This window comes from Bradyrhizobium sp. CCH5-F6 (genome assembly GCF_001556045.1).
Taxonomy (GTDB): Bacteria; Pseudomonadota; Alphaproteobacteria; order Rhizobiales; family Xanthobacteraceae; genus Bradyrhizobium.
Genome location: NZ_LSIC01000061.1, coordinates 19,744 through 38,393 on the forward strand (window position 1 = coordinate 19,744; position 18,650 = coordinate 38,393).

Sequence of the window (18,650 nt, forward strand, 5' to 3'; positions counted from 1 at the left end):
GCGCTACTCCGCAACCTCCAGCGCATGCACCGAGAACATCTTTGCCGCGTCCGTCCAGCTCTCCCGCACGCGCCAGCCGGCGCCCTGCGCCAGCGCGGCGAAGCGCTCGAGGCTGTATTTGTAGCTGTTCTCGGTGTGAATGCTCTCGCCCGGCTTGAACGAGAAGCTGGTGCCGAGCAGCCGCACGGTCTGGCTCTTCCTGCTGATCAGGTGCATCTCGATGCGGTGCCGCTCGCGATTGTAGATCGCGCGGTGGGTGAAGGCGGACAGGTCGAAATTGCCGCCGAGCTCGCGGTTGATCCGCACCAGCACATTGAGGTTGAAGCGCGCGGTGACGCCGGCGGCATCGTTATAGGCGTCGTGCAGCACGCGCTCTTCTTTCTCGAGGTCGGCGCCGATGATCATCTGCGCGCCCTTGCCGAGGATCTTGCGGGCGCTCTTCAGGAAAGCCTGCGCTTCCTGCGGCTCGAAATTGCCGATGGTCGAGCCGGGAAAAAAGCCGACCTTGGGCATGGACGCGACCTGCCTGGGCAGCTCGAACGGCGTCGTGAAGTCGGCTGCGACCGGATAGATGCCGAGCGAGGGGAAATCCCGCTTCAGCCCGTTCGCCTGCGCCTTCAGGAAGTCCCCGGAGATGTCGACGGGGACATAGGCCGCGAACTTGCAATGACCCAGCAGCAGGCGAACCTTCGTGGTCGCGCCGGCGCCGAACTCGACCAGGGCCGCGTGCTCCGGAATGATCTTCGCGATCTCGCCGCCGCGCTCTTTCAGGATCGCAAGTTCGGTGCGCGTCGGATAATATTCCGGCAGCCGGGTGATCGCCTCGAACAGCTCCGACCCGGTCGCATCGTAGAAATATTTCGGCGACAGCTTCTTCGGCTGCCGCGAGAGGTCCTCGATGGCCTCGCGGGCGAAGGCGGTGGTTTGCTCGTCGGGAAGATGGGCTTCGGCCAAGGCGCTGGCGTGCACATTCATGATACTCTCCTGAACGCGCTGTCCGGCGCGCATTTGTCGTCGGATGATTTCTACTCGTAGTCGGCGAGCCGCAGCCCCGTGAATTGCCAGCGGTGGTGCGGATAGAAGAAATTACGATAGGTAATACGGCTGTGGCCCTCGGGAGTTGCAAGCGAGGAGCCGCGCAGCACCAATTGATTGACCATGAACTTGCCGTTGTATTCGCCGAGCGCCCCTTCGATGGCGCGATAACCGGGGTAGGGCGAATAAGAAGAGCGGGTCCATTGCCAGACGATGCCGAAGGCGTCGTTGAGCTGACCCGCGCGTGCGGCGACCTCCCATTCCATCTCGGTCGGCAGGTGTTTTCCGGCCCAGCGCGCGAAGGCGTCGGCTTCGTAATAGCTGACGTGGCAGACAGGCGCGTTGGGATCGACCGGCTTGAGGCCGGCGAGCGTCATCACATGCCATGCGCCATCGACCTCGCGCCAATGCCCCGGGGCCTGCCAGTCTTCCTTGCCGGCGGCGGCAAAGCCGTCCATCAGCCACAGCGTTGCAGTCCGATAGCCGCCATCCTGCATGAAGGCGAGCCATTCGGCGTTGGTCACCAGATTGCGGGCGAGCTTGACCGGACCGACGAGGGCGCGATGCGCCGGTTTCTCGTTGTCGAAATGGAAACTGTCGTCGACGTGGCCGACGGTGTGGATGCCCTCGTTGAGTTGCAGCCAGTCTTCGCCCCTGCGCGTGGCGGTTGGGAAGCGCCAGTTGGGGTCGTACGCGGGGTAGACCGGGTTCTGCGCAAAGGCGTGCAGGATGTCCGTGAACATCAATTCCTGATGCTGCTGCTCGTGATTGAGCCCGACCTCGACCAGCGGCGCCAAGGCCTGGAGCTTGCCTGCCTCGGCCTCGCGGAAGAATGTGACGACGGCGGCATCGACGTATTTGCGATATGCGCCGACCTCGTCGGCACCGGGCCGGGTGATGTCGCCGCGATGGTTGCGGGCATGGCGCGGGCCGGCGCTGACGTAATACGAGTTGAACAGAAACGCGAAATCGGGATGGAAGGGCCGGTAGCCCGGACAGTGCTCGCCGAGCAGGAATTGCTCCCAGAACCAGGTGGTATGCGCCCGATGCCATTTCGCCGGGCTCGCATCGGGCATCGACTGGATCTGCTGGTCCTCCGGCGACAGCGGCGCCGCCCGCCGCTCGGTCTCGTTGCGGACGGTGAGAAACGCCTCTTCCAGCCGCCGGGCGAGGTCGCCCCGGTCGAAGGACGGCGACGAAAGCTGGGGGGCGGCCGTAGCGGAGGCTGGTTTCGTCACGTTTTTCTCCAGACAGGACAAGAGAACGTTGTTCGCCTCAGCCGGTTCCACGACCAGGGTTCGTCCTAGATAGGGGCTCCGTTACGGTATGAAAGTCCTCTCCGGCGATGATATTGATGTCGTCAGCCTATGGACCTGGTGGGCTCCAGTTGCGCCCGTGTGGCGTGTCGCCGCCATTTTACTTTGGATGCACAACGGTTTGGGCTACATATATGGGCAGGTATCGGGTTAAATCGGCTGAGCCGGCCCGAGGGATCGTTGAGGGCTCAGCCCCAGAAGGACACGGATATGAGCATCGAGGAATTCATCGCCAACGAAGTGAAGTCGAACGACGTGGTTCTGTTCATGAAGGGCACGCCGCAATTTCCGCAGTGCGGTTTCTCCGGCCAGGTCGTCCAGATCCTCGACCACATCGGCGTGGGCTATAAGGGCCTCAACGTTCTCGAATCCGCCGAGCTGCGCAACGGCATCAAGGAATACTCGAACTGGCCGACCATCCCGCAGCTCTATGTGAAGGGCGAGTTCGTCGGCGGATGCGACATTGTCCGCGAGATGTTCCAGGCCGGCGAATTGCAGCAGCTCTTCTCCGAAAAGGGCGTCGCCGTCGCGGCCTGATCCGTGACCCGGCTGAGGCGCCGGATCGGCGGCGCCGAGCTTGAGGTCATCGTTGCCGACATCACCACGCTCGGCGTTGACGCCATCGTCAACGCCGCCAATGCGTCGCTCCTCGGCGGAGGCGGCGTGGACGGTGCAATCCACGACGCTGCCGGTCCCGAGCTTCTTGCCGAGTGTCAAACGCTCGGAGGATGCCCGACCGGGGATGCCAGGATCACCAAGGGTTATCGTCTGCCCGCACGCCATGTGATCCACGCGGTCGGCCCCGTCTGGTACGGCGGCAGCCGTGGCGAGGCGCAGGCGCTGCGCTCCTGCTATCGCCGTGCGCTCGAGCTCTGCCAAGCCAATCAGTTGACCTCGCTGGCCTTCTCCGCGATCTCGACCGGCGTGTATCGCTTCCCGTCCGACCAGGCCGCGAAGATTGCGGTTCTCGCGACCATTGAAGCCCTGACGGCGCCGCCGCTGGTTACCCGTGTCATATTCTGTTGTTTTTCGGAGAGCAGCGCCGCTCTCCACACCGACGTTTTGGCGCGGCATGGCAGCCCTTGTGCCTGATGGCGCGGCCGGTACACTCCGTCCGAACGTGTTCCGGGGAGGGGATATGATTTCACAGTATGGGTTGCGTGTGCTCGCCTGCGGCGCGCTGGTGTCGCTTGCCGCGATGTCGTCCGCGCGGGCGGAGGGCACATACGAGATTCCGGCCGGCGCGCATTTCAATCGGGACAAGCTCGCCAAGGTGAGCGAGTTCTTCAAGAACGAGGTCGCGACCGGCAAGATCGCCGGTGCAAACGTGCTGATTCAGCAGCATGGCAAGCCGGTCTATCACGAAGTCTTCGGCGTGCAGGACGTGGTGAGCAAGGCCCCCATCACCGACAAGACGATCTTCCGCCTGTTCTCGATGACCAAGGCGATCACCTCGGTGGTCGCGATGCAATTGATCGAGGACGGCAAGATCAAGCTCGACGATCCCGTCTCGAAATACATTCCGTCCTTCGCCAACGTGAAGGTCGGTGTCGAGAAGAAGGCCGATGACGGCAGCAAGTCGCTCGAGCTGGTGCCGCCCAACCGGCCGATGACGGTGCTCGACCTGATGCGCCATACCTCGGGCATCACCTATGGATTCTACGGCGACAGCCTGGTGCGCAAGGCCTATCGCGAAGCCAACATCTATGCCGGCGATTTCGATCTTGCCGAGTTCGCCGAACGCATCGCCAAGCTGCCGTTGCACAACCAGCCGGGCGCGCTCTGGCAATACGGTCACTCCACCGACGTGCTGGCGCGCGTGATGGAGGTCGCCGCCGGCAAGCCGCTGATCGAGATCATGCGCGAGAAGCTGCTCGATCCGCTCGGCATGGTCGATACCGGCTTCTTCGTGGCCGACCCCGAGAAGCAGAAGCTGCTGGCGCAGCCGGTGCCGAACGACTCCGATTTCCGGGTCGGCCGGATCAATGATCCGACGGTGGTCAAGAAGATCCAGTACGCCAGCGGCGGCATGGTGACGACCATGGCGGATTATCAGCGCTTCGCGCAGATGCTGCTCAATGGCGGCAGCCTGGACGGCAAGACCATTCTCAAGCCCGAGACGTTCAAGCTGATGGTGACCGATCAGGTCGGGCCCAACTCCGGCGTCGATCGAGACTTCTTCTACTTCCCCGGCGACGGTTTCGGCTTCGGCCTCGGCCTTGCGGTCCGCACCGATCCCGGCAATGCCAAGCCGCCGCCGCCCGGCAATCTCGGTGAGTTGAAGTGGGACGGCGCCTCCGGCTGCTACTTCGTGATCGACCCCAAGCAGGACATGTTCTTCGTCCTCCTGGAGCAGACCCCGAGCGAGCGCCAGCGCGTGCAGCGGACATTGAAGCAGTTGGTCTATGAAGCCATGGAGAAGTGACTGGAGCGGGCCCCGTGCGTTCATCGCGGCGCTCGTTCTTCTGGTTGGCGTGGTCGGCGCGCATGCGGGCTCCGAGCGTGCTGAGCACAGGTTCTCGCCTGAGGGCCTCGCCAAGGTCTCCGACTACATTCGCAACGAGATTGCGACCGGGAGGATTCCCGGCGCCATCCTGCTGATTCAACAGCACGGCGAGCCGGTCTACTACGAGAATTTCGGCGTCCGCGATGTCGCGACCCAGCTTTCGATGAGCGCGGACACGATCTTCCGCCTCTATTCGATGTCGAAGCCGATCACCTCCGTCATGGCGATGATGCTGGTCGAGGACGGCAAGCTTTCGCTCGACGATCCGGTGTCCAAATACATTCCGGCGTTTGCCGGCATGAAGGTGGGCATCGAGAGGAAAACAGCGGATGGCAAGGTTTCGCTGACGCTGGAGCCGCAGGAACGCCCGATCACCATCAAGGACCTCTTGCGCCACACCGCGGGGCTGCCTTACGGCTTTCATGGCGGTGGACTGGTGCGCGAGCTCCACGCTGCGGCGGACCTCTTCAACAGCGATCTTTCCAATGCCGAGTTCGTCGCGAAGATCGCCACGCTGCCGCTCGCCGAGCAGCCTGGTACGGCGTGGACCTACGGTTTTGCCACCGATGTGCTCGGCCGCGTCGTCGAGGTGATCTCGGGCAAGACGCTGCTCCAGTTCGAGAAGGAGCGGCTGCTCGATCCACTCGGCATGACCGAGACGGCGTTCTACGTTGCCGATCCGGCCGGGTTTGCCCGTATCGCCGAGCCGATGCCCGAGGACCGCAACATCAGCCCGACGACTGAGGTCCGCGACATCAGGCGGCCCGTGAAATGGGAATCGGGCGGCGCCGGCATGGTCGGTACCATCGGCGACTATGCCCGTTTCGCCCAGATGCTGCTGAATGGCGGCACTTATCAGGGCCGTCGCTATCTCAAGCCCGAGACCGTTGCGCTGATGGCTTCGGACCACGTCGGACCCGAGACAAAGATCGCACGCGACCAGATGTACTATCCGGGCGGAAACTCGGGCTTCGGCCTCGGCTTTGCGGTGCGCACCTCGGTGCCGCCGGGGACGTCCTGGCCTACAGGCGAATATCGCTGGGACGGCGTCGGCGGCACGTTCTTCTTCATCGATCCCGAAGACGATCTGTTCGGAATCTTCATGGTGCAGACGCCCTCTCAGCGCGGCCGGATTCAACTCGCGCTGAAGACGCTGATCTATCAGGCCATGGGGCGGTAAATTCTCGCGGTCTGCGTAGCCCGGATGAGCGCAGCGATATCCGGGACTTCTGCGCGCGGATTCCCGGGTGTCGCTGCGCTCACCCGGGCTACGGGACTACGTCTACGCTCCGCGCACGATCTCTCTGATGTGGCCGATCGTCTCCTCGATCTGACTCGCATTGACGTCGAGATGGGTGCAGGCGCGGATGCGGCCGTCCATCATCGCAAGCGTCACGCCGCGCTGGCGCAGTGCTGCGACCATCTTGTCGCCGGCAATGCCGGCGCCGTCGGGCTTGAAGAACACGAGATTGGTTTCGGGCTCCTGCACCTCGATGCCTGAGATCTGCGACATCCCGCGGGCGAGCGCACGCGCATTGGCGTGGTCGTCGGCGAGGCGCTCGACGTGATGGTCGAGCGCGTAGATGCAGGCCGCGGCGCAGATTCCGGCCTGCCGCATCGAGCCGCCGAGGCGCTGCTTCCATTGCCACACCGCGTCGATGAAGGCGCGCGAGCCTGCAAGCACGCCGCCGATCGGCGCGCCCAGGCCCTTGGAGAAATCGATCCAGGCCGAATCCCATCCCGCGGTCATGTCGCGGGGCGAGATGCCGCTCGCCACCGTGGCGTTGAGCAGGCGCGCGCCGTCCATGTGGGTCACGAGGCCGTGCTGCTTGGCGATCGCCACGATTTCGTCGAGCGCCGCCTTCTTCCAGATCGTGCCGCCGCCGATATTGGCGGTCTGCTCGACGCTGACGACGGTCTGCGGCGGCTGGTAGCGCGTGCGCGGATGTAGCGCCTTGCGAAGAGTCTCCGGCGTGAACTGGCCGCCCTCGCCCTTGAGCTGGGTGACCTGGAAGCCGCCGATTGCGGCATGCGCGCCGCCCTCGCGGGCGATGATGTGCGCGGTTTCATGAGCCAGGATCTCGTCGCCGGGACGGCAATGCACCAGCGTCGCGGTCACGTTGCACATCGTGCCCGAGGGCATGTAGACCGCCGCTTCCTTGCCGAGCAGATCGGCCACGCGCTCGCACAGCGCATTCACGGTCGGGTCGTCGCCGACCTGCTCGTCGCCGACCTCCGCCCGCGCCATGGCCTCGCGCATCCCGGCCGTCGGCTTGGTCTGCGTGTCCGAGAGCAGGTTGATGCGCACCGGCGGCGCCTTGGGATCGATCGGGGGAGGGGTGTAGAGCATGGCTGGTCTCGTCTAGTCGAACAGTTGCGGCCTGATGTCTTGCGCACCGTGGAGAATGGCGCGGATTTCGACGTGGTCGGATTGCACCGTGTAGAAAATCAGATGTGATTGGAAGCGGAAACGCCGATAGCCAGCCGCGAGTTCATCCACTTGTTGGCCAATGAGAGGGAAATCGGCGAGAAGCCCGAAGGAGCGGATCAGACCTGCATAGTAAGCCTCGGCCTGATATTTGCCGAACCGGCTTTCGGTGAAGTCGTAGATGTCGATCAAATCGGTTCGGGTACGCTCCGATAACCGGTATTCAGCCATGGCGGCGTTGAGCAACGCGTTGGCGTGCGGCAGCCAGAATGTCGTCCGGCGTGTCCGAGGTGAATTCGTTGCAATCGGGCTGCGCAAACAGCGCTTGATATCGGCGGACCTGTTCGTCGCGGGGCAGCTTGGCCCACGCCTCAAGCTCCGCCTCGCTAGGCGTAGCCGATGGGGTGATGTTGGCGAACTGGTCGGTCGTCTGGGACATCGACAGCACGTTACCACAACAAAAAGGCCCCGGAAACCGGGGCCTTTGAACGTTGATCTGCCGAAACTATCAGCGCGAATAGAATTCGACGACCAGATGCGGCTCCATCTGCACCGGGAAGGGCACGTCGGAGAGGTGGGGGATGCGCGTGTATTTCGCGGTCATCTTGCCGTGGTCGACTTCGAGATAGTCGGGCACGTCGCGCTCCGGGAGCTGGCTGGCTTCGAGGACGTGGGCGAGCTGCTTGGAGGCTTCCTTCACCTCGACGACGTCGCCGACCTTGAGCTGGTAGCTCGAGATGTTGACCTTGCGGCCGTTCACCTTGACGTGGCCGTGGTTGATGAACTGGCGCGCGGCGAAGATCGTGGAGACGAACTTGGCGCGGTACACGACCGCGTCGAGACGACGCTCCAAAAGGCCGATCAGGTTTTCGCCGGTGTCACCCTTGAGGCGACTGGCTTCCACGTAGATGCCGTGGAACTGGCGCTCGCTGATGTTGGCGTAGTAGCCCTTCAGCTTCTGCTTGGCACGGAGCTGCACGCCGAAGTCGGAGAGCTTGCCCTTGCGGCGCTGGCCATGCTGGCCGGGGCCGTATTCGCGGCGGTTCACGGGGCTCTTCGGGCGGCCCCAGATGTTCTGGCCCATACGGCGATCGATCTTGTACTTCGCCTCACTGCGCTTAGTCATCGCGTCCTCTTCAGGTGCATGGTTTGAGGAAACGCGCCCTCCTGTGTGACGGGATGATCCCGGCACCGACAGGTCCGATCCCCAAAGCTTAAGGGATAGGACCACGGGTCGCGAAACGCTTCGCGGGCCGAAACCGGCCCGCGAGCAGGCGGCTTTTAGGGGAGTTTGGGGCTCGCTGTCAATTCTTTAGCCGTCATTCCGGGGCGATGCGCGAGCGGCGAACCCGGGCTCTCAAGATCCCAGATCGGTGCTATCGCACCGCTCCGTGATGACCGCTACGCCGTCAGGTGCCCACCGCCCGGATCGGCTTCGTCCCGGCCGACCGCAATTCGGCAGCGATCTCAGTGTTCAACACCTGTTCCAGCCGGGTCAGGACGCGGGCGATCGGGGCGGCGTCGGTGACCCGATGGTCCCAGCGGATCACGACATGGATGGTTTGATCGGGCTCGACGAGCCCATAGCTGAGGATAAAGGGGCCCGGCGTGATCGGGTGGAGCTCGCCGCCGCCATAGGCGGCCACCGAGCTCACCGCGAAGCTGCCGAACCAGTTGCCGCGCTGACGGCCGAAGTTCAGACCGATGGCCCAGCACAGGCGCCGGAGCGGCAGCGGCAGGCGCGTCGCCCGCATGATCTTGCGGAACATGCGGACGTCCTCAACCGGGGCCGTCTTGCCGCGCCGGATCTCCGCGTCGACCGCAGCCAGCGAAAGGGCCTCAGGCGCGGCGATTCGCTGCGGCAGCACGCATTCCTCGCCTTCCTCGACCCGGGCGATGGCGACCGTCGCAACGCTCTTCGGCAGCTCATACAGGGCCGGCCAGGGCCATTTGACGTAGACGGTGCGCAGGATCGGCTCGTCCCTGGCGACCAGGGCGAAAGCCTTGACGAATATTGCGGCCCAGCCGGCGGGTGCCGTTGTTCCTGCGCGGGCCTCCACCACAGGGCGAATATGGAGAGAACGGGATAACGACACGAAGGGGATGCCCATCGAGGCGTGCATGAGGTCGCAGATCAGACGGCGTCGCAGCGAGATGGTCTTGGGTGTCCCGCGCATTGGGCTCCGGTTCCTGAGGATCAAAGGATTAAAATATGTGCAGCGAGCGGCCGCCCGCTCGTTGGCTCTAGCACGAACCAACCCGCTTGGGGCCGGTCGGTTCGCCGCATCAAGGCGCAAGCGAGGCCAGCGGCCTGGTTTTATCAACGACGTAAATGAGAAGCAATTTCAATAACTTGTTGCCATGAGTCCGCCGCCTTCAGACGTTGGCCGGCTGCCCGTCGACGAGGAAATCGAGCTCGTCACCAGTACAATGTTTTCTCGAGCATGGCCCTCCTCACTGACCGCGGACCTTGGCAGCGTCGCGGTTCCCGGCAAGGCCGACCACACCTGTCGCGGTGATTCAGCGCTTGATCCCCTCGAACGCCGTCATGATGCCCCGCTGGAACAGCGACCAGTCGAAGCCAAGCGCGATCGCGCGGTAGCCGCGGTCGATCAGGGCATTGGCCTGGTCGGCGGTGCGCGCCACGCCGCCGATCGGCACGCCGCTTCTGAGAATGCCGGCCTCGGCGCGCGCGATCAGCTCGAGCAATTCCGGGTCGTCCATCTGGCCGCGCTTGTTGATGGATGTCGCGAGATCGCCGGGGCCGATGACGGCGACGTCGATGCCGGGCGTGGCCATGATCTCGTCGATGCGGTTGACCGCGTCGACATGCTCGATGGTGATCATGCAGATCATCTCGTCGTCGGCGCCCGCCATGTAGTCCGGCATCGACTGGCCCCAGCGGAACGGCGCGTGGAACGGACCCCAGAGACGGTCGCCGCGCGGTGGATAGCGCACGCTGCGCACCGCTTTCTCAGCCTCCGCGCGATTGGTGATCATGGGGAAGTTGATGCCGAAGGCGCCGATGTCCATCGGCGCCTTGGCAAGCCATGGCTCGTTCGCCGCGATCCGCACCAGCGGCGTGCAAGGCGTGCCGGTCGTTGCCGCGATCATCGCATGGGCTTCGGTCAAGCCGATCGGTCCATGCTCGAGATCGACGATGATCCAGTCGAGCGAGCGCGCCATGATCTGCACCGTCTGCACGCTCGGGATGGTCGCGATCGCGCCGAAGGCGGGTCGTCCCTCGCGCCACAATTGGCGGAGACGGTTGAGCGGTGTTGACGGGACCGACATGGAAATAGCCTGCGGGAAAGATGACGACGGCGGAGCCTAGCAGCGGCGCGTTGCCGCGCAAGGTCAGGCCAATGCGCGGCCGCCGAAGAACGGCGTCAGCGTGGCCGACAGGCCGTGCGCGCGGTTCGAGGTGAAGATCATCTCGGCGCCCGACTGTGCGATCGCGCCGATCCGCGGGCCAAGCAGATCGGAGACGCGGCGGGCGATCGCCGGGGCCGGATCGATCCAATCGACCGGCCAGGGTGCGAGCCGCCTGAGCCGATCGAGCAGCAGCGGATAATGCGTGCAGGCGAGCACCACGGTGTCGGTGCGCGACGTCGTATCGGCGGGATCGCCGACGAAACAGGGCGCCAGTTCGGCGGCGATGGCCTCGTCGCTGACCGGCGTGCCGCTGAGCTCAGCTTCGGCCAGCGACGCAAGCTCGGGCGAGCCGACCAGCGTCACCTCGCAGCCTTGCGCGAAATCGCGGATCAGCGCCTTGGTGTATTCCCGCTTCACCGTGCCCTTGGTGCCGAGCACCGAGACGCGGCGGGTCCTCGACTTCGCGCAGGCCGGCTTGATCGCCGGCACCGTGCCGACGAAGGGCAGGGGATAGGCGGCGCGCAAGTGAGACAGAACCAGGGTTGAGGCCGTGTTGCAGGCGATGACGACGAGGTCGGGATCATGCGTGCCGATCAACTCGCCCATCAGCGGCACCACGCGGGCGATGATCTCAGCCTCGTCATGGTGGCCATAGGGGAAGAAGGCGTCGTCGGCGACGTAGACGTAATGCGCATCCGGGCGTGCGGCCACGACCTCACGAAGCACCGTGAGCCCGCCAAGGCCGGAATCGAACACCAGGATGGTCTCAGAATTGGTCACGCTGTTACCCTAGGGCGATATGGTTACCATTGAGTTTTTGGGGCGATTTTGCGGCGGGCTGCCCTGGGCCCCTAATGCAAGGACTCGACTTTGCTGGCCTATCCCCGGGGGCGCGGTTGCGGGGAATACCATGGAATCGACATCGCAATCGCGGAGTATGATGCGGTACCACAGTGCTGTAATTTGCGCTCGCAGGAGGCTTCATGCTCACCGTCCATCATCTCGGCAAGTCTCAGTCGGAGCGCATCGTCTGGCTATGCGAGGAGCTGGGACTTCCCTACGAGCTGAAGCGCTATGCGCGCGATCCCGCGAACATGCTGGCGCCGCCGGAGTACAAGGCGCTGCATCCGGCCGGGACGGCGCCGGTCATCAGCGACGGCGATCTGGTGCTGGCCGAATCCGGCGCCGTCGTCGACTATATCGTTGCGAAATATGGCGACGGCCGGCTCGTGCTCGGCCCCAATGATCCCGCCTTCACGCAGTTTCTGTATTGGCTTCATTTTGCCAACGGCACCTTGCAGCCCGCCATGGGGCGGATGATGATCCTGAGCCGGCTCGACCTCGCCAAGGACAACCCGACCCTTCTCGCGATGAAGCGGCGCCTCGATCGGGCCTACGACCTTCTCGAAGCAAGGCTTTGCGAGGCGGACTATCTGGCTGGCAACGCCTTCACAACCGCCGACATCATGACGGTGTTCTCGCTCACGACGATGCGCTACTTCCAGCCCTATGATCTCGCGCGCTGCCCGAACGTGGTCAAATATCTCGGCCGCATCGGCGCCCGCCCGGCCTACAGGCGGGCCATGGAGAAGGGCGATCCCGGCATGGCGCTGCTCTTGAGCTGAGCGGCGGCGGGCCCTCACGCGATCTTGTTGGTGGTGGCCGCACGCTCGGCGGCCAGCTGCTTCTGCAAGCGATCGATGTTCTGCAACAGGCGCTGGCTGGTCAGCACCAGGAAATAGTAGCCGAACTGCGGATCCTGGAAATAGATCTCGAGCAACCGGTCATAGGTGATCGTCAGCACCTGGCCGTCTTCGATGCATTCGACCGTTCCCGTGCGCCGGTTGTCCGGCGTGAGGAAGCCGAGCTCGCCCATGAGCGATCCGGGCAGGATCTCGACATTGATTTCCTTGACAAGGAACTTGCCGGTGACGGTGAGGAACATCTCCTTCGCGGGATCGCGCAGCTTGAACAGCGTGTCGCCCCGGCGATATTTGCGCTCGGTCATGAACGGCTTGAGCCACTCGATCGACATGTCGCCTTCGGCCGCATGGCGTGCCTTCTTGACCAGCTTGAGCATCTGCCGCAGGCGCAGGGCGTTGATCGGAAGCAGCAGGAGATAGAGAAGGAACGTCGCAACGTTGGCGGAGAGCGCGCCGAAGACGGCGAAGAACCCGCAGCCGATCATGTTGGCGACACGCAGCGGCACCATCGTCCGCATCAAGAGCGTAGCGACGAAGAAGCCGGCGCCGACCGCGGCAAACAGATTGGCCAGCGTGATGTTCTGGACGAAGATCTCCAGCAGCCGGTTGAACAGCGCCTCATAGGTGATGTTGTCGGGATCGAGGCCCATCTGGACCAAAATCTTCGCGATCCTGAGATTGTCCGCCGCCGCGTTGAGAATGCGGTCGAGGATCGACGAAATGTCTGCGCTGCCGGACGGCATGGTACTAACCCCGCGTAAGGCCTTCAGTCCTGGTCGGTATGCTCGCCACGTATAGCCGAAATCGGATGACGACCGCTTGAATGAAGCCTTTGGCCGTCATGCCGCAAGAGGCAAATTTTAGCCTGATCGGGCGTTTCGGCCAATCGCTCGTTGGTGGACGCATGGCCATGGCACCGGCGATTCGGTCGGTGCGGGAGTGGTGGATGCATCAGGGTGCCGGCGAGGCGAGGGGGGCCTCTGCCTTAGGGCTTGGCGGCGGGGGGCACGACCTGCTGCTCGACGAGGCCAAGGCGTCCCGGCAGCGAACCCGCGCGCAGCAGCATGGCGACGCTGTTGGCCTCCTCCAGGGTGAAGTTGCCGGCGATCTGGCCGGAGCCCCCGGTGATCGGCTCGCGGATCACGGGAGCAGAGATCACCTTGTCCTCGAGCACGATGGCGAAAGGCTTACCAACGTTCTCGGCGGTGATGTGGGCGAAACGCCGCGTACCGCGGCCGTTGAAGCGGAACGACGCGATCGGTTCCTTCGTGTCGCGCGTAAATCCCGGTCCCGCATAGCTGATATCGTCGCCGTCGAGCGCGCTGTCCTTGGCGACCAGATATGGCAGCTTGTCCTTGAAGCCGAGCAGGACTTCCGTGCCTGTCGGGGGCGTGCCGGTCTTTGCCTGCTCGGCCGGCATCGAGAGGTCGATCAGGCGGAAGCCGACCCGCACCTTCCTGGCGAAGATCGCCGTGATGCGTTCGGGCTCCATCACGCCCGGCAGAACGATGCGGATGCGGTCCGCTCCCTCCGGCTGAACGCTGGCGAGCGTGATGCCGGCGTCCTTGAGGCGCTGCTCGATCATCGCAATGGAATCTTCCACGAGGTCACGGAGCCGCGCGGCGGATGCGGGAGCGGTCGGCGCGAGCCTGATCAGACCATCTCCGCCATCGGTCACGGTGAGCGCGTAGCCGGGCAGCCCCTCCGCCGCCGACGTAAGCTTGCGCGTGAGCTGTTCGCGGCCCTTCGCGTCGGCGATCTTTACGTCGACGCCGCCGTCGCGGATCGCAAGCCCGGAGAAGGCGATCCGGCCCTCGCGCAGGGTCTTGTAGACGTCGTCGCGCAGATCCGTGACGACCGCCTCCCGCAAGCCATCAGTGTCGACCTTGTAGACGATGCGGGACCCGCCAAGCTTCTCCATCTTGTCGGCGACGAAAGCCGCGATCCTGGCGCGCATCTTGTCGAACTGGCCGTCATCGGCGAGCGCGGAGCGGGGCAGGGTGATCGCTGCAGCCATGACCGCTGCTGTCATGGTCAGCGCGGCGATCAATCGTGTCATCCGGTCCCGCAGGAGCAGGGTCATGGTGGTGTCCTCGCGCGTCGCAGCAGGGGGAGGCCGGCAACTCTCCCGCCAGTCCTTGGTCCTGCGATCGCACGAGGAGGTTCAATCGGCCCGCAGCTGGCCCGACTCTCCTCCTTTAACCCTGGATCACCCGCTCGGTGTGGACGCAGCGGCAGTCCATCTCGTAGTCTAGGCCGACGACCGGGGGCCGGTTGAAGTGCCAGGTCACGCCGTGACGCACTGCGCCGCGCCGTCCCAGTTCGCTGGCGAGGAACGGGTGGATATCTTGCACGGTATATATCTGGACGCCGGTGGTGTCGCGCCAGGTGCCGCCAAAGGCGCTCATCCGGCGCTCCATCTCGCCGAGCACGTACTTTGCCTTTTCCAGCATGCCCTCGGGGCTGGTGTCGCCCAGCCGCACCGTGTGGTCGCGGTAGTTCGCCTTGCCTTCGACGGATTCGCCGCTGCCGGCGACAATGAAGGAGGGGCCTGCGTCCTTCGCCGGTACGGTGAAGGAGAACGCGTGAAAGCTCGGCTCCGCGGGTGGGTCGATCTCGGGACAGACATTGCTGCGTGCCACGGGGTTGACGCCGTCCTTCATGACGCCCCATTCGATCAGGGTCTCGATGTAGATCTCGTTGAAGGCCTTGAACCCGTCTTCGGTGAACGGCGCGGGTGAGCGCAATTCGCAGGCACCGAACGCGGTCAGCGGGCGGCCGGCCTGCTTCAGGATTTCGGCGATCCGCTCAAAGCCTGCCTTGAGGGGGACGGGATCGGCGAAGCGCACCCGCTCGATCGAGAAACCGGGCAGGGCGGCGACGCCGCAGGAATACTGGCTGACGCCCGGCATGAACCGATAGCCGCTGTTGGGGGCTTCGACAGTGCTGATCATGGTGCCTCTTTGACCTCAGGGATCGACGGGTTGATAGCGCGCTCACTCGCTCATCATTCCTGGAGCACGCCGAGATAGGCGTCGCGCACGATGGGGTCGGCGAGCAACTCGGTGCCGGATCCTTCGCGAACGATGCGCCCCATGTCCATGACGAAAGCGTGGTGACAGAGATCGAGCGCGGTGGTGACGTCCTGCTCGACCAGCAGGATCGACATGCCCTTGTCGTTGAGGGCGCGGAGTGCGGCGACAAGCTGCTCGACCAGAAGCGGTGAAAGGCCCAGTGACAATTCGTCGATCATCAGCAGCAGAGGCGCGCTCATCAGGCCGCGGCCGATGGCGCACATCTGCTGCTCGCCGCCCGAGAGCGTCGCAGCGGCCTGGCGGCGCCGTTCGAGGAGCCGGGGGAAGGTGGCGTAGACCTGATCGAGATCCCGCGCGACCGCAGCCCGGCCGTCCTTGCGCAGATAGGCGCCCATCAGCAGGTTTTCCTCGACGCTCATGGCGCCGAACAGCCGCCGTCCTTCCGGCACATGCACGATGCCGTGGCCGAGGATCTCCGCCGCACTGTTGCCGGTGAGGTCGCGGCCTTCGGAGAAGCAACTGCCTGCCGACATCGGCACCAGGCCGGAGAGCACGCGCATCAGGGTGGACTTGCCGGCGCCGTTGGAGCCGATCAGCGCGGTGATCTCGCCGCGGCGCACGGTGATGTCGACGCCCCACAGCACCTGGATCTCGCCGTAGCCCGCGCACAGCCCCTTGGTTTCCAGGATCAGCGAGCTAGCCATGGCCGGCGCTCCGCTGCGCGTATTTCTGTCCGAGATAGGCTTCGACCACTGCGGGATTGCTGATCACCTCGCGCGGTGCACCGTCGGCAATGAGCGCCCCGTTGTGCAGGACCACGATTCTCGTGCAGACGTTGAGCACGACCTTCATCAGATGCTCGATCATCACGATGGTGATGCCGCCAGCCGCAAGCCCGTGGATCAGTCTGGTGGCGCGCTCGATTTCGGCGCTGTTGAGTCCCGCATTGACCTCGTCGAGGAACAGCAGCTTCGGCTTCATCGCGAGCGCCTTGGCCAGCTCCAGCCGCTTGCGCATCGCAAGCGTCAGGGTCGCGGCGGGCTGCAAGGCCTGCGCCTCCAGCCCGACGAAGGCCAGATGCGCGCGCGCGGCCTCACGCGCTCCCTTCAGGCTGGCGCCCGGCTGCGAGAACAGCGCGGCGGCCGCGACATTGTCGAGCGCGGTGAACTCGGAGAAGGGCTGCACGATCTGGAACGTGCGCGACAAGCCCAAGCGGGCGGCCTGATAGGTCTTGATGCGGGTGATGTCGGTGCCGTCGAAGGTCACGGTGCCGGAATTGGCGGGCGTGACGCCGCAAATCGTGTTCACCAGCGTGGTCTTGCCGGCGCCATTCGGGCCGATCAGGCCGAGGACCTCGCCCCTGTCGACGGACAGCGTGACGTCGCGCAGCGCCTGGAGGCCCGAGAAGTGCCGCGATACGCGCTCGAGGCGGAGCAGCTCAGGCATGCCTCAGCCTCCGCCAGAGACGGTCGGCACGAAGCGAGCTCAGCCCGTGCGGCAGGAACAACAGCAGCAGCACGATGAGCAGGCCGAGCACGCCGGTGTGAATCTGGATGTAGTTGCGCCAGACCACCTCCTCGAGGCCGAGATAGAGGAATGCGCCGCAGGCCACGCCGAAAGGCGATCCGAGCCCGCCCATCAGCGCCATGACGATCGGCTTGACCGAGTAGAGCACGTCGAACACGTCGGACGGGTCAATGTAGTGGACCCAGGCGGCATAGATGCCGCCGGCCGCGCTGACGAAGCATGCCGACAGGCCGAAGGCGATGGCCTTGTAGAGCGTGGTGTTGAGCCCGACCATGCTGGAGGCCGTCTCGTTCTGCCTGATGCAGGCTAGCGCGAAGCCGAGCTTGGAGCCACCGACGATGATCGCCATCAGCGCCGTCGCCAGCAGCACACCCCACATCGCGAAGAAGAAGAAGGTCGCCTCCGCCATGATGCCAGCGCCGGCGGCGAGCGGAATGTTGAGACCCATGCCGCCACCGGTGAGATCAGTGGCGTTGTTGACGAGCTCGCGCAGAACTTCGGCCAGCGACAGGCTGGCGATCGCGAAGTAGTGCCCCCGCAGCCGCAGCAGCACCGCGCCGAGTGTGCCGGCCGCGACGAGCGCGCTCAGCGTTGCAAACGCGATCGCAGCCCATAGCGGCCATCCGTGGCCGAGCAGGACGCCGGCGGCATAGGCGCCGTATCCGAAGAACGCGGCCGTCGCGAAGGACGGATAGCCGGCGAGCCCGCCGACGATGTTCCAGGACAGCGCCAGCACGGCATAGAGGCAGGCAATCGTTCCGAGCCGCAGCGCGTAGGCGCCGCCGAATAGCGGCAGCGCGGCAACGCAGGCGACCAGGACCAGAAGTGCGATGTTGCCCCGGGTCATTCGAAACCCTTCCGGCCGACCAGGCCCTGCGGCCGCAGGATCAGGAAGACGATGAGCAGGATGAAGGACAGCGTCGTCGCGTGCGACGGGCCGAGGAAGGTCGATCCCACGCCCTCGACGAGCGCCAGCAACAGGCCTCCGGCGAGCGCGCCGGAGACGCTGCCGAGGCCGCCGAGCACGCAGACCACGAAGGCCTTGCCGAGATAGGCCGACGACGTCAGCGGCGAGATCGGGAAGATCAGCGCCATCAGCACGCCGGCGCAGCCCGCGAGCGCGGCGCCGAGGCCGAAGGCGACGGCGTAGATCGAGGGCACGTTGACGCCCATCAGCACGGCGGCGTCGCGGTCGAGCCGGACCGCAACGATGGCACGGCCGATCCTGGAACGGCGCAGCAGCAGGTAAAGCAGGCCGGTCAGCGCCAGCGCCGCTGCGGTCGCGATCAGGCGGTCGATCGGCACCACGACATCGAAGATCGAGACCGACCCCAGCGACGGTGTCAGCGTCAGCTTGCGATAGTCGGCCTTGAAGAAATAGATCATCGCGTTGTTGAGGATCAGGTCGAGGCCGAAGGTCAGCGTCAGGGTCACCAGCACGGGCGCAGTGATGACGCGGTTGAGGATCAGCCGCTGCAGGAGATAGCCGAGCGCGAAGAACAACGGCGCTGCGACGATGACGGCGTACCAGGGCGGGATATGCAGGGCGTTGTAGAGCCCGAACGCCAGATAGGCGCCGAGCACGATGAAGGAGCCGTGGATCAGGTTGATGACGTTGAGAACGCCCCAGACCAGCGAAAAGCCGATCGCGATACAGGCATACAGGCAGCCCAGAACGAGTGCGTTGATCAGGATCTGGGCGGCTTGCATGAGAGCGGCGGCGCG

Annotated in this window: 21 protein-coding genes; 5 read left to right on the forward strand and 16 right to left on the reverse strand. The window is 64.7% G+C overall.

Annotated features, from left to right (window positions below):
• Window positions 1-3 precede the first annotated feature (3 nt).
• Entirely contained in the window at window positions 4-975 is a 972-nt protein-coding gene (gene egtD / locus AX729_RS11275) for an L-histidine N(alpha)-methyltransferase (protein WP_061023118.1), read from the reverse strand.
• A gap of 50 nt (window positions 976-1,025) precedes the next feature.
• The gene (gene egtB, locus AX729_RS11280; RefSeq protein WP_061022960.1) at window positions 1,026-2,324 is read right to left on the reverse strand and encodes an ergothioneine biosynthesis protein EgtB; all 1,299 of its coding nucleotides are present in this window, start codon (window positions 2,322-2,324) and stop codon (window positions 1,026-1,028) included.
• 237 nt (window positions 2,325-2,561) lie between these two features.
• Between egtB and grxD the strand changes: the two genes are divergently transcribed.
• The 4 genes from grxD to AX729_RS11300 are packed head-to-tail and all read left to right on the forward strand — an operon-like array spanning window position 2,562 to window position 6,037.
• Window positions 2,562-2,888 carry a Grx4 family monothiol glutaredoxin gene (grxD, locus tag AX729_RS11285; protein WP_014494143.1) on the forward strand — a complete coding sequence of 109 codons (327 nt, stop codon included), beginning with the start codon at window positions 2,562-2,564 and terminating at the stop codon, window positions 2,886-2,888.
• A gap of 3 nt (window positions 2,889-2,891) precedes the next feature.
• Window positions 2,892-3,443 (forward strand): O-acetyl-ADP-ribose deacetylase, encoded by a 552-nt coding sequence (locus tag AX729_RS11290; protein ID WP_061022963.1) that lies wholly within the window; start codon window positions 2,892-2,894, stop codon window positions 3,441-3,443.
• Window positions 3,444-3,489: 46 nt separating this feature from the next.
• Window positions 3,490-4,776: a serine hydrolase domain-containing protein gene (locus AX729_RS11295; protein ID WP_061022967.1), complete on the forward strand. Its 1,287-nt coding sequence runs from the start codon at window positions 3,490-3,492 to the stop codon at window positions 4,774-4,776.
• A complete protein-coding gene (locus AX729_RS11300; RefSeq protein WP_061022969.1) occupies window positions 4,757-6,037 on the forward strand; it encodes a serine hydrolase domain-containing protein in 1,281 nt (426 codons plus the stop codon). Before AX729_RS11295 ends, AX729_RS11300 begins: the two co-directional genes overlap by 20 nt.
• Window positions 6,038-6,139: 102 nt before the next feature.
• Here the strand turns inward: AX729_RS11300 and AX729_RS11305 are convergent, their stop codons facing one another.
• The 7 genes from AX729_RS11305 to murI form a co-directional block, all read right to left on the reverse strand.
• Entirely contained in the window at window positions 6,140-7,207 is a 1,068-nt protein-coding gene (locus tag AX729_RS11305) for a threonine aldolase family protein (protein WP_061022971.1), read from the reverse strand.
• A 12-nt stretch (window positions 7,208-7,219) separates the two neighbouring features.
• A complete protein-coding gene (locus tag AX729_RS11310; RefSeq protein ID WP_061023123.1) occupies window positions 7,220-7,516 on the reverse strand; it encodes a type II toxin-antitoxin system RelE/ParE family toxin in 297 nt (98 codons plus the stop codon).
• A complete protein-coding gene (locus tag AX729_RS11315; RefSeq protein ID WP_061023121.1) occupies window positions 7,509-7,724 on the reverse strand; it encodes a hypothetical protein in 216 nt (71 codons plus the stop codon). Before AX729_RS11315 ends, AX729_RS11310 begins: the two co-directional genes overlap by 8 nt.
• A 69-nt stretch (window positions 7,725-7,793) precedes the next feature.
• Window positions 7,794-8,411 (reverse strand): 30S ribosomal protein S4, encoded by a 618-nt coding sequence (rpsD, locus tag AX729_RS11320; protein ID WP_061022973.1) that lies wholly within the window; start codon window positions 8,409-8,411, stop codon window positions 7,794-7,796.
• A 283-nt stretch (window positions 8,412-8,694) separates the two neighbouring features.
• Window positions 8,695-9,462: a hypothetical protein gene (locus AX729_RS11325; protein ID WP_061022975.1), complete on the reverse strand. Its 768-nt coding sequence runs from the start codon at window positions 9,460-9,462 to the stop codon at window positions 8,695-8,697.
• A 343-nt stretch (window positions 9,463-9,805) separates the two neighbouring features.
• Complete coding sequence (locus AX729_RS11330; RefSeq protein ID WP_061022977.1) at window positions 9,806-10,579, reverse strand: HpcH/HpaI aldolase family protein; 774 nt, start codon at window positions 10,577-10,579, stop codon at window positions 9,806-9,808.
• A 63-nt stretch (window positions 10,580-10,642) separates the two neighbouring features.
• A complete protein-coding gene (gene murI / locus AX729_RS11335) occupies window positions 10,643-11,440 on the reverse strand; it encodes a glutamate racemase (RefSeq protein WP_061022981.1) in 798 nt (265 codons plus the stop codon).
• A 203-nt stretch (window positions 11,441-11,643) separates the two neighbouring features.
• On the opposite strand from murI, the gene AX729_RS11340 reads away from it, so the two are divergent.
• The gene (locus tag AX729_RS11340; protein ID WP_061022984.1) at window positions 11,644-12,285 is read left to right on the forward strand and encodes a glutathione S-transferase family protein; all 642 of its coding nucleotides are present in this window, start codon (window positions 11,644-11,646) and stop codon (window positions 12,283-12,285) included.
• Between the two features lie 14 nt (window positions 12,286-12,299).
• On the opposite strand, the gene AX729_RS11345 is transcribed toward AX729_RS11340, so the two are convergent.
• The 7 genes from AX729_RS11345 to AX729_RS11375 form a co-directional block, all read right to left on the reverse strand.
• Window positions 12,300-13,106 carry a Crp/Fnr family transcriptional regulator gene (locus AX729_RS11345; protein WP_061022986.1) on the reverse strand — a complete coding sequence of 269 codons (807 nt, stop codon included), beginning with the start codon at window positions 13,104-13,106 and terminating at the stop codon, window positions 12,300-12,302.
• 242 nt (window positions 13,107-13,348) lie between these two features.
• On the reverse strand, window positions 13,349-14,446 hold the full coding sequence (locus AX729_RS11350; RefSeq protein WP_061022988.1) for a SecDF P1 head subdomain-containing protein: 1,098 nt from the start codon (window positions 14,444-14,446) through the stop codon (window positions 13,349-13,351).
• A gap of 115 nt (window positions 14,447-14,561) precedes the next feature.
• Window positions 14,562-15,317 (reverse strand): 2-amino-5-chloromuconate deaminase CnbZ, encoded by a 756-nt coding sequence (cnbZ, locus tag AX729_RS11355; protein ID WP_061022990.1) that lies wholly within the window; start codon window positions 15,315-15,317, stop codon window positions 14,562-14,564.
• 53 nt (window positions 15,318-15,370) lie between these two features.
• A complete protein-coding gene (locus AX729_RS11360) occupies window positions 15,371-16,102 on the reverse strand; it encodes an ABC transporter ATP-binding protein (RefSeq protein ID WP_061022992.1) in 732 nt (243 codons plus the stop codon).
• Window positions 16,095-16,844 (reverse strand): ABC transporter ATP-binding protein, encoded by a 750-nt coding sequence (locus tag AX729_RS11365; protein WP_061022994.1) that lies wholly within the window; start codon window positions 16,842-16,844, stop codon window positions 16,095-16,097. Before AX729_RS11365 ends, AX729_RS11360 begins: the two co-directional genes overlap by 8 nt.
• The gene (locus AX729_RS11370; protein ID WP_061022996.1) at window positions 16,837-17,772 is read right to left on the reverse strand and encodes a branched-chain amino acid ABC transporter permease; all 936 of its coding nucleotides are present in this window, start codon (window positions 17,770-17,772) and stop codon (window positions 16,837-16,839) included. Before AX729_RS11370 ends, AX729_RS11365 begins: the two co-directional genes overlap by 8 nt.
• A complete protein-coding gene (locus AX729_RS11375; protein ID WP_061022998.1) occupies window positions 17,769-18,635 on the reverse strand; it encodes a branched-chain amino acid ABC transporter permease in 867 nt (288 codons plus the stop codon). Before AX729_RS11375 ends, AX729_RS11370 begins: the two co-directional genes overlap by 4 nt.
• Window positions 18,636-18,650: the final 15 nt, after the last annotated feature.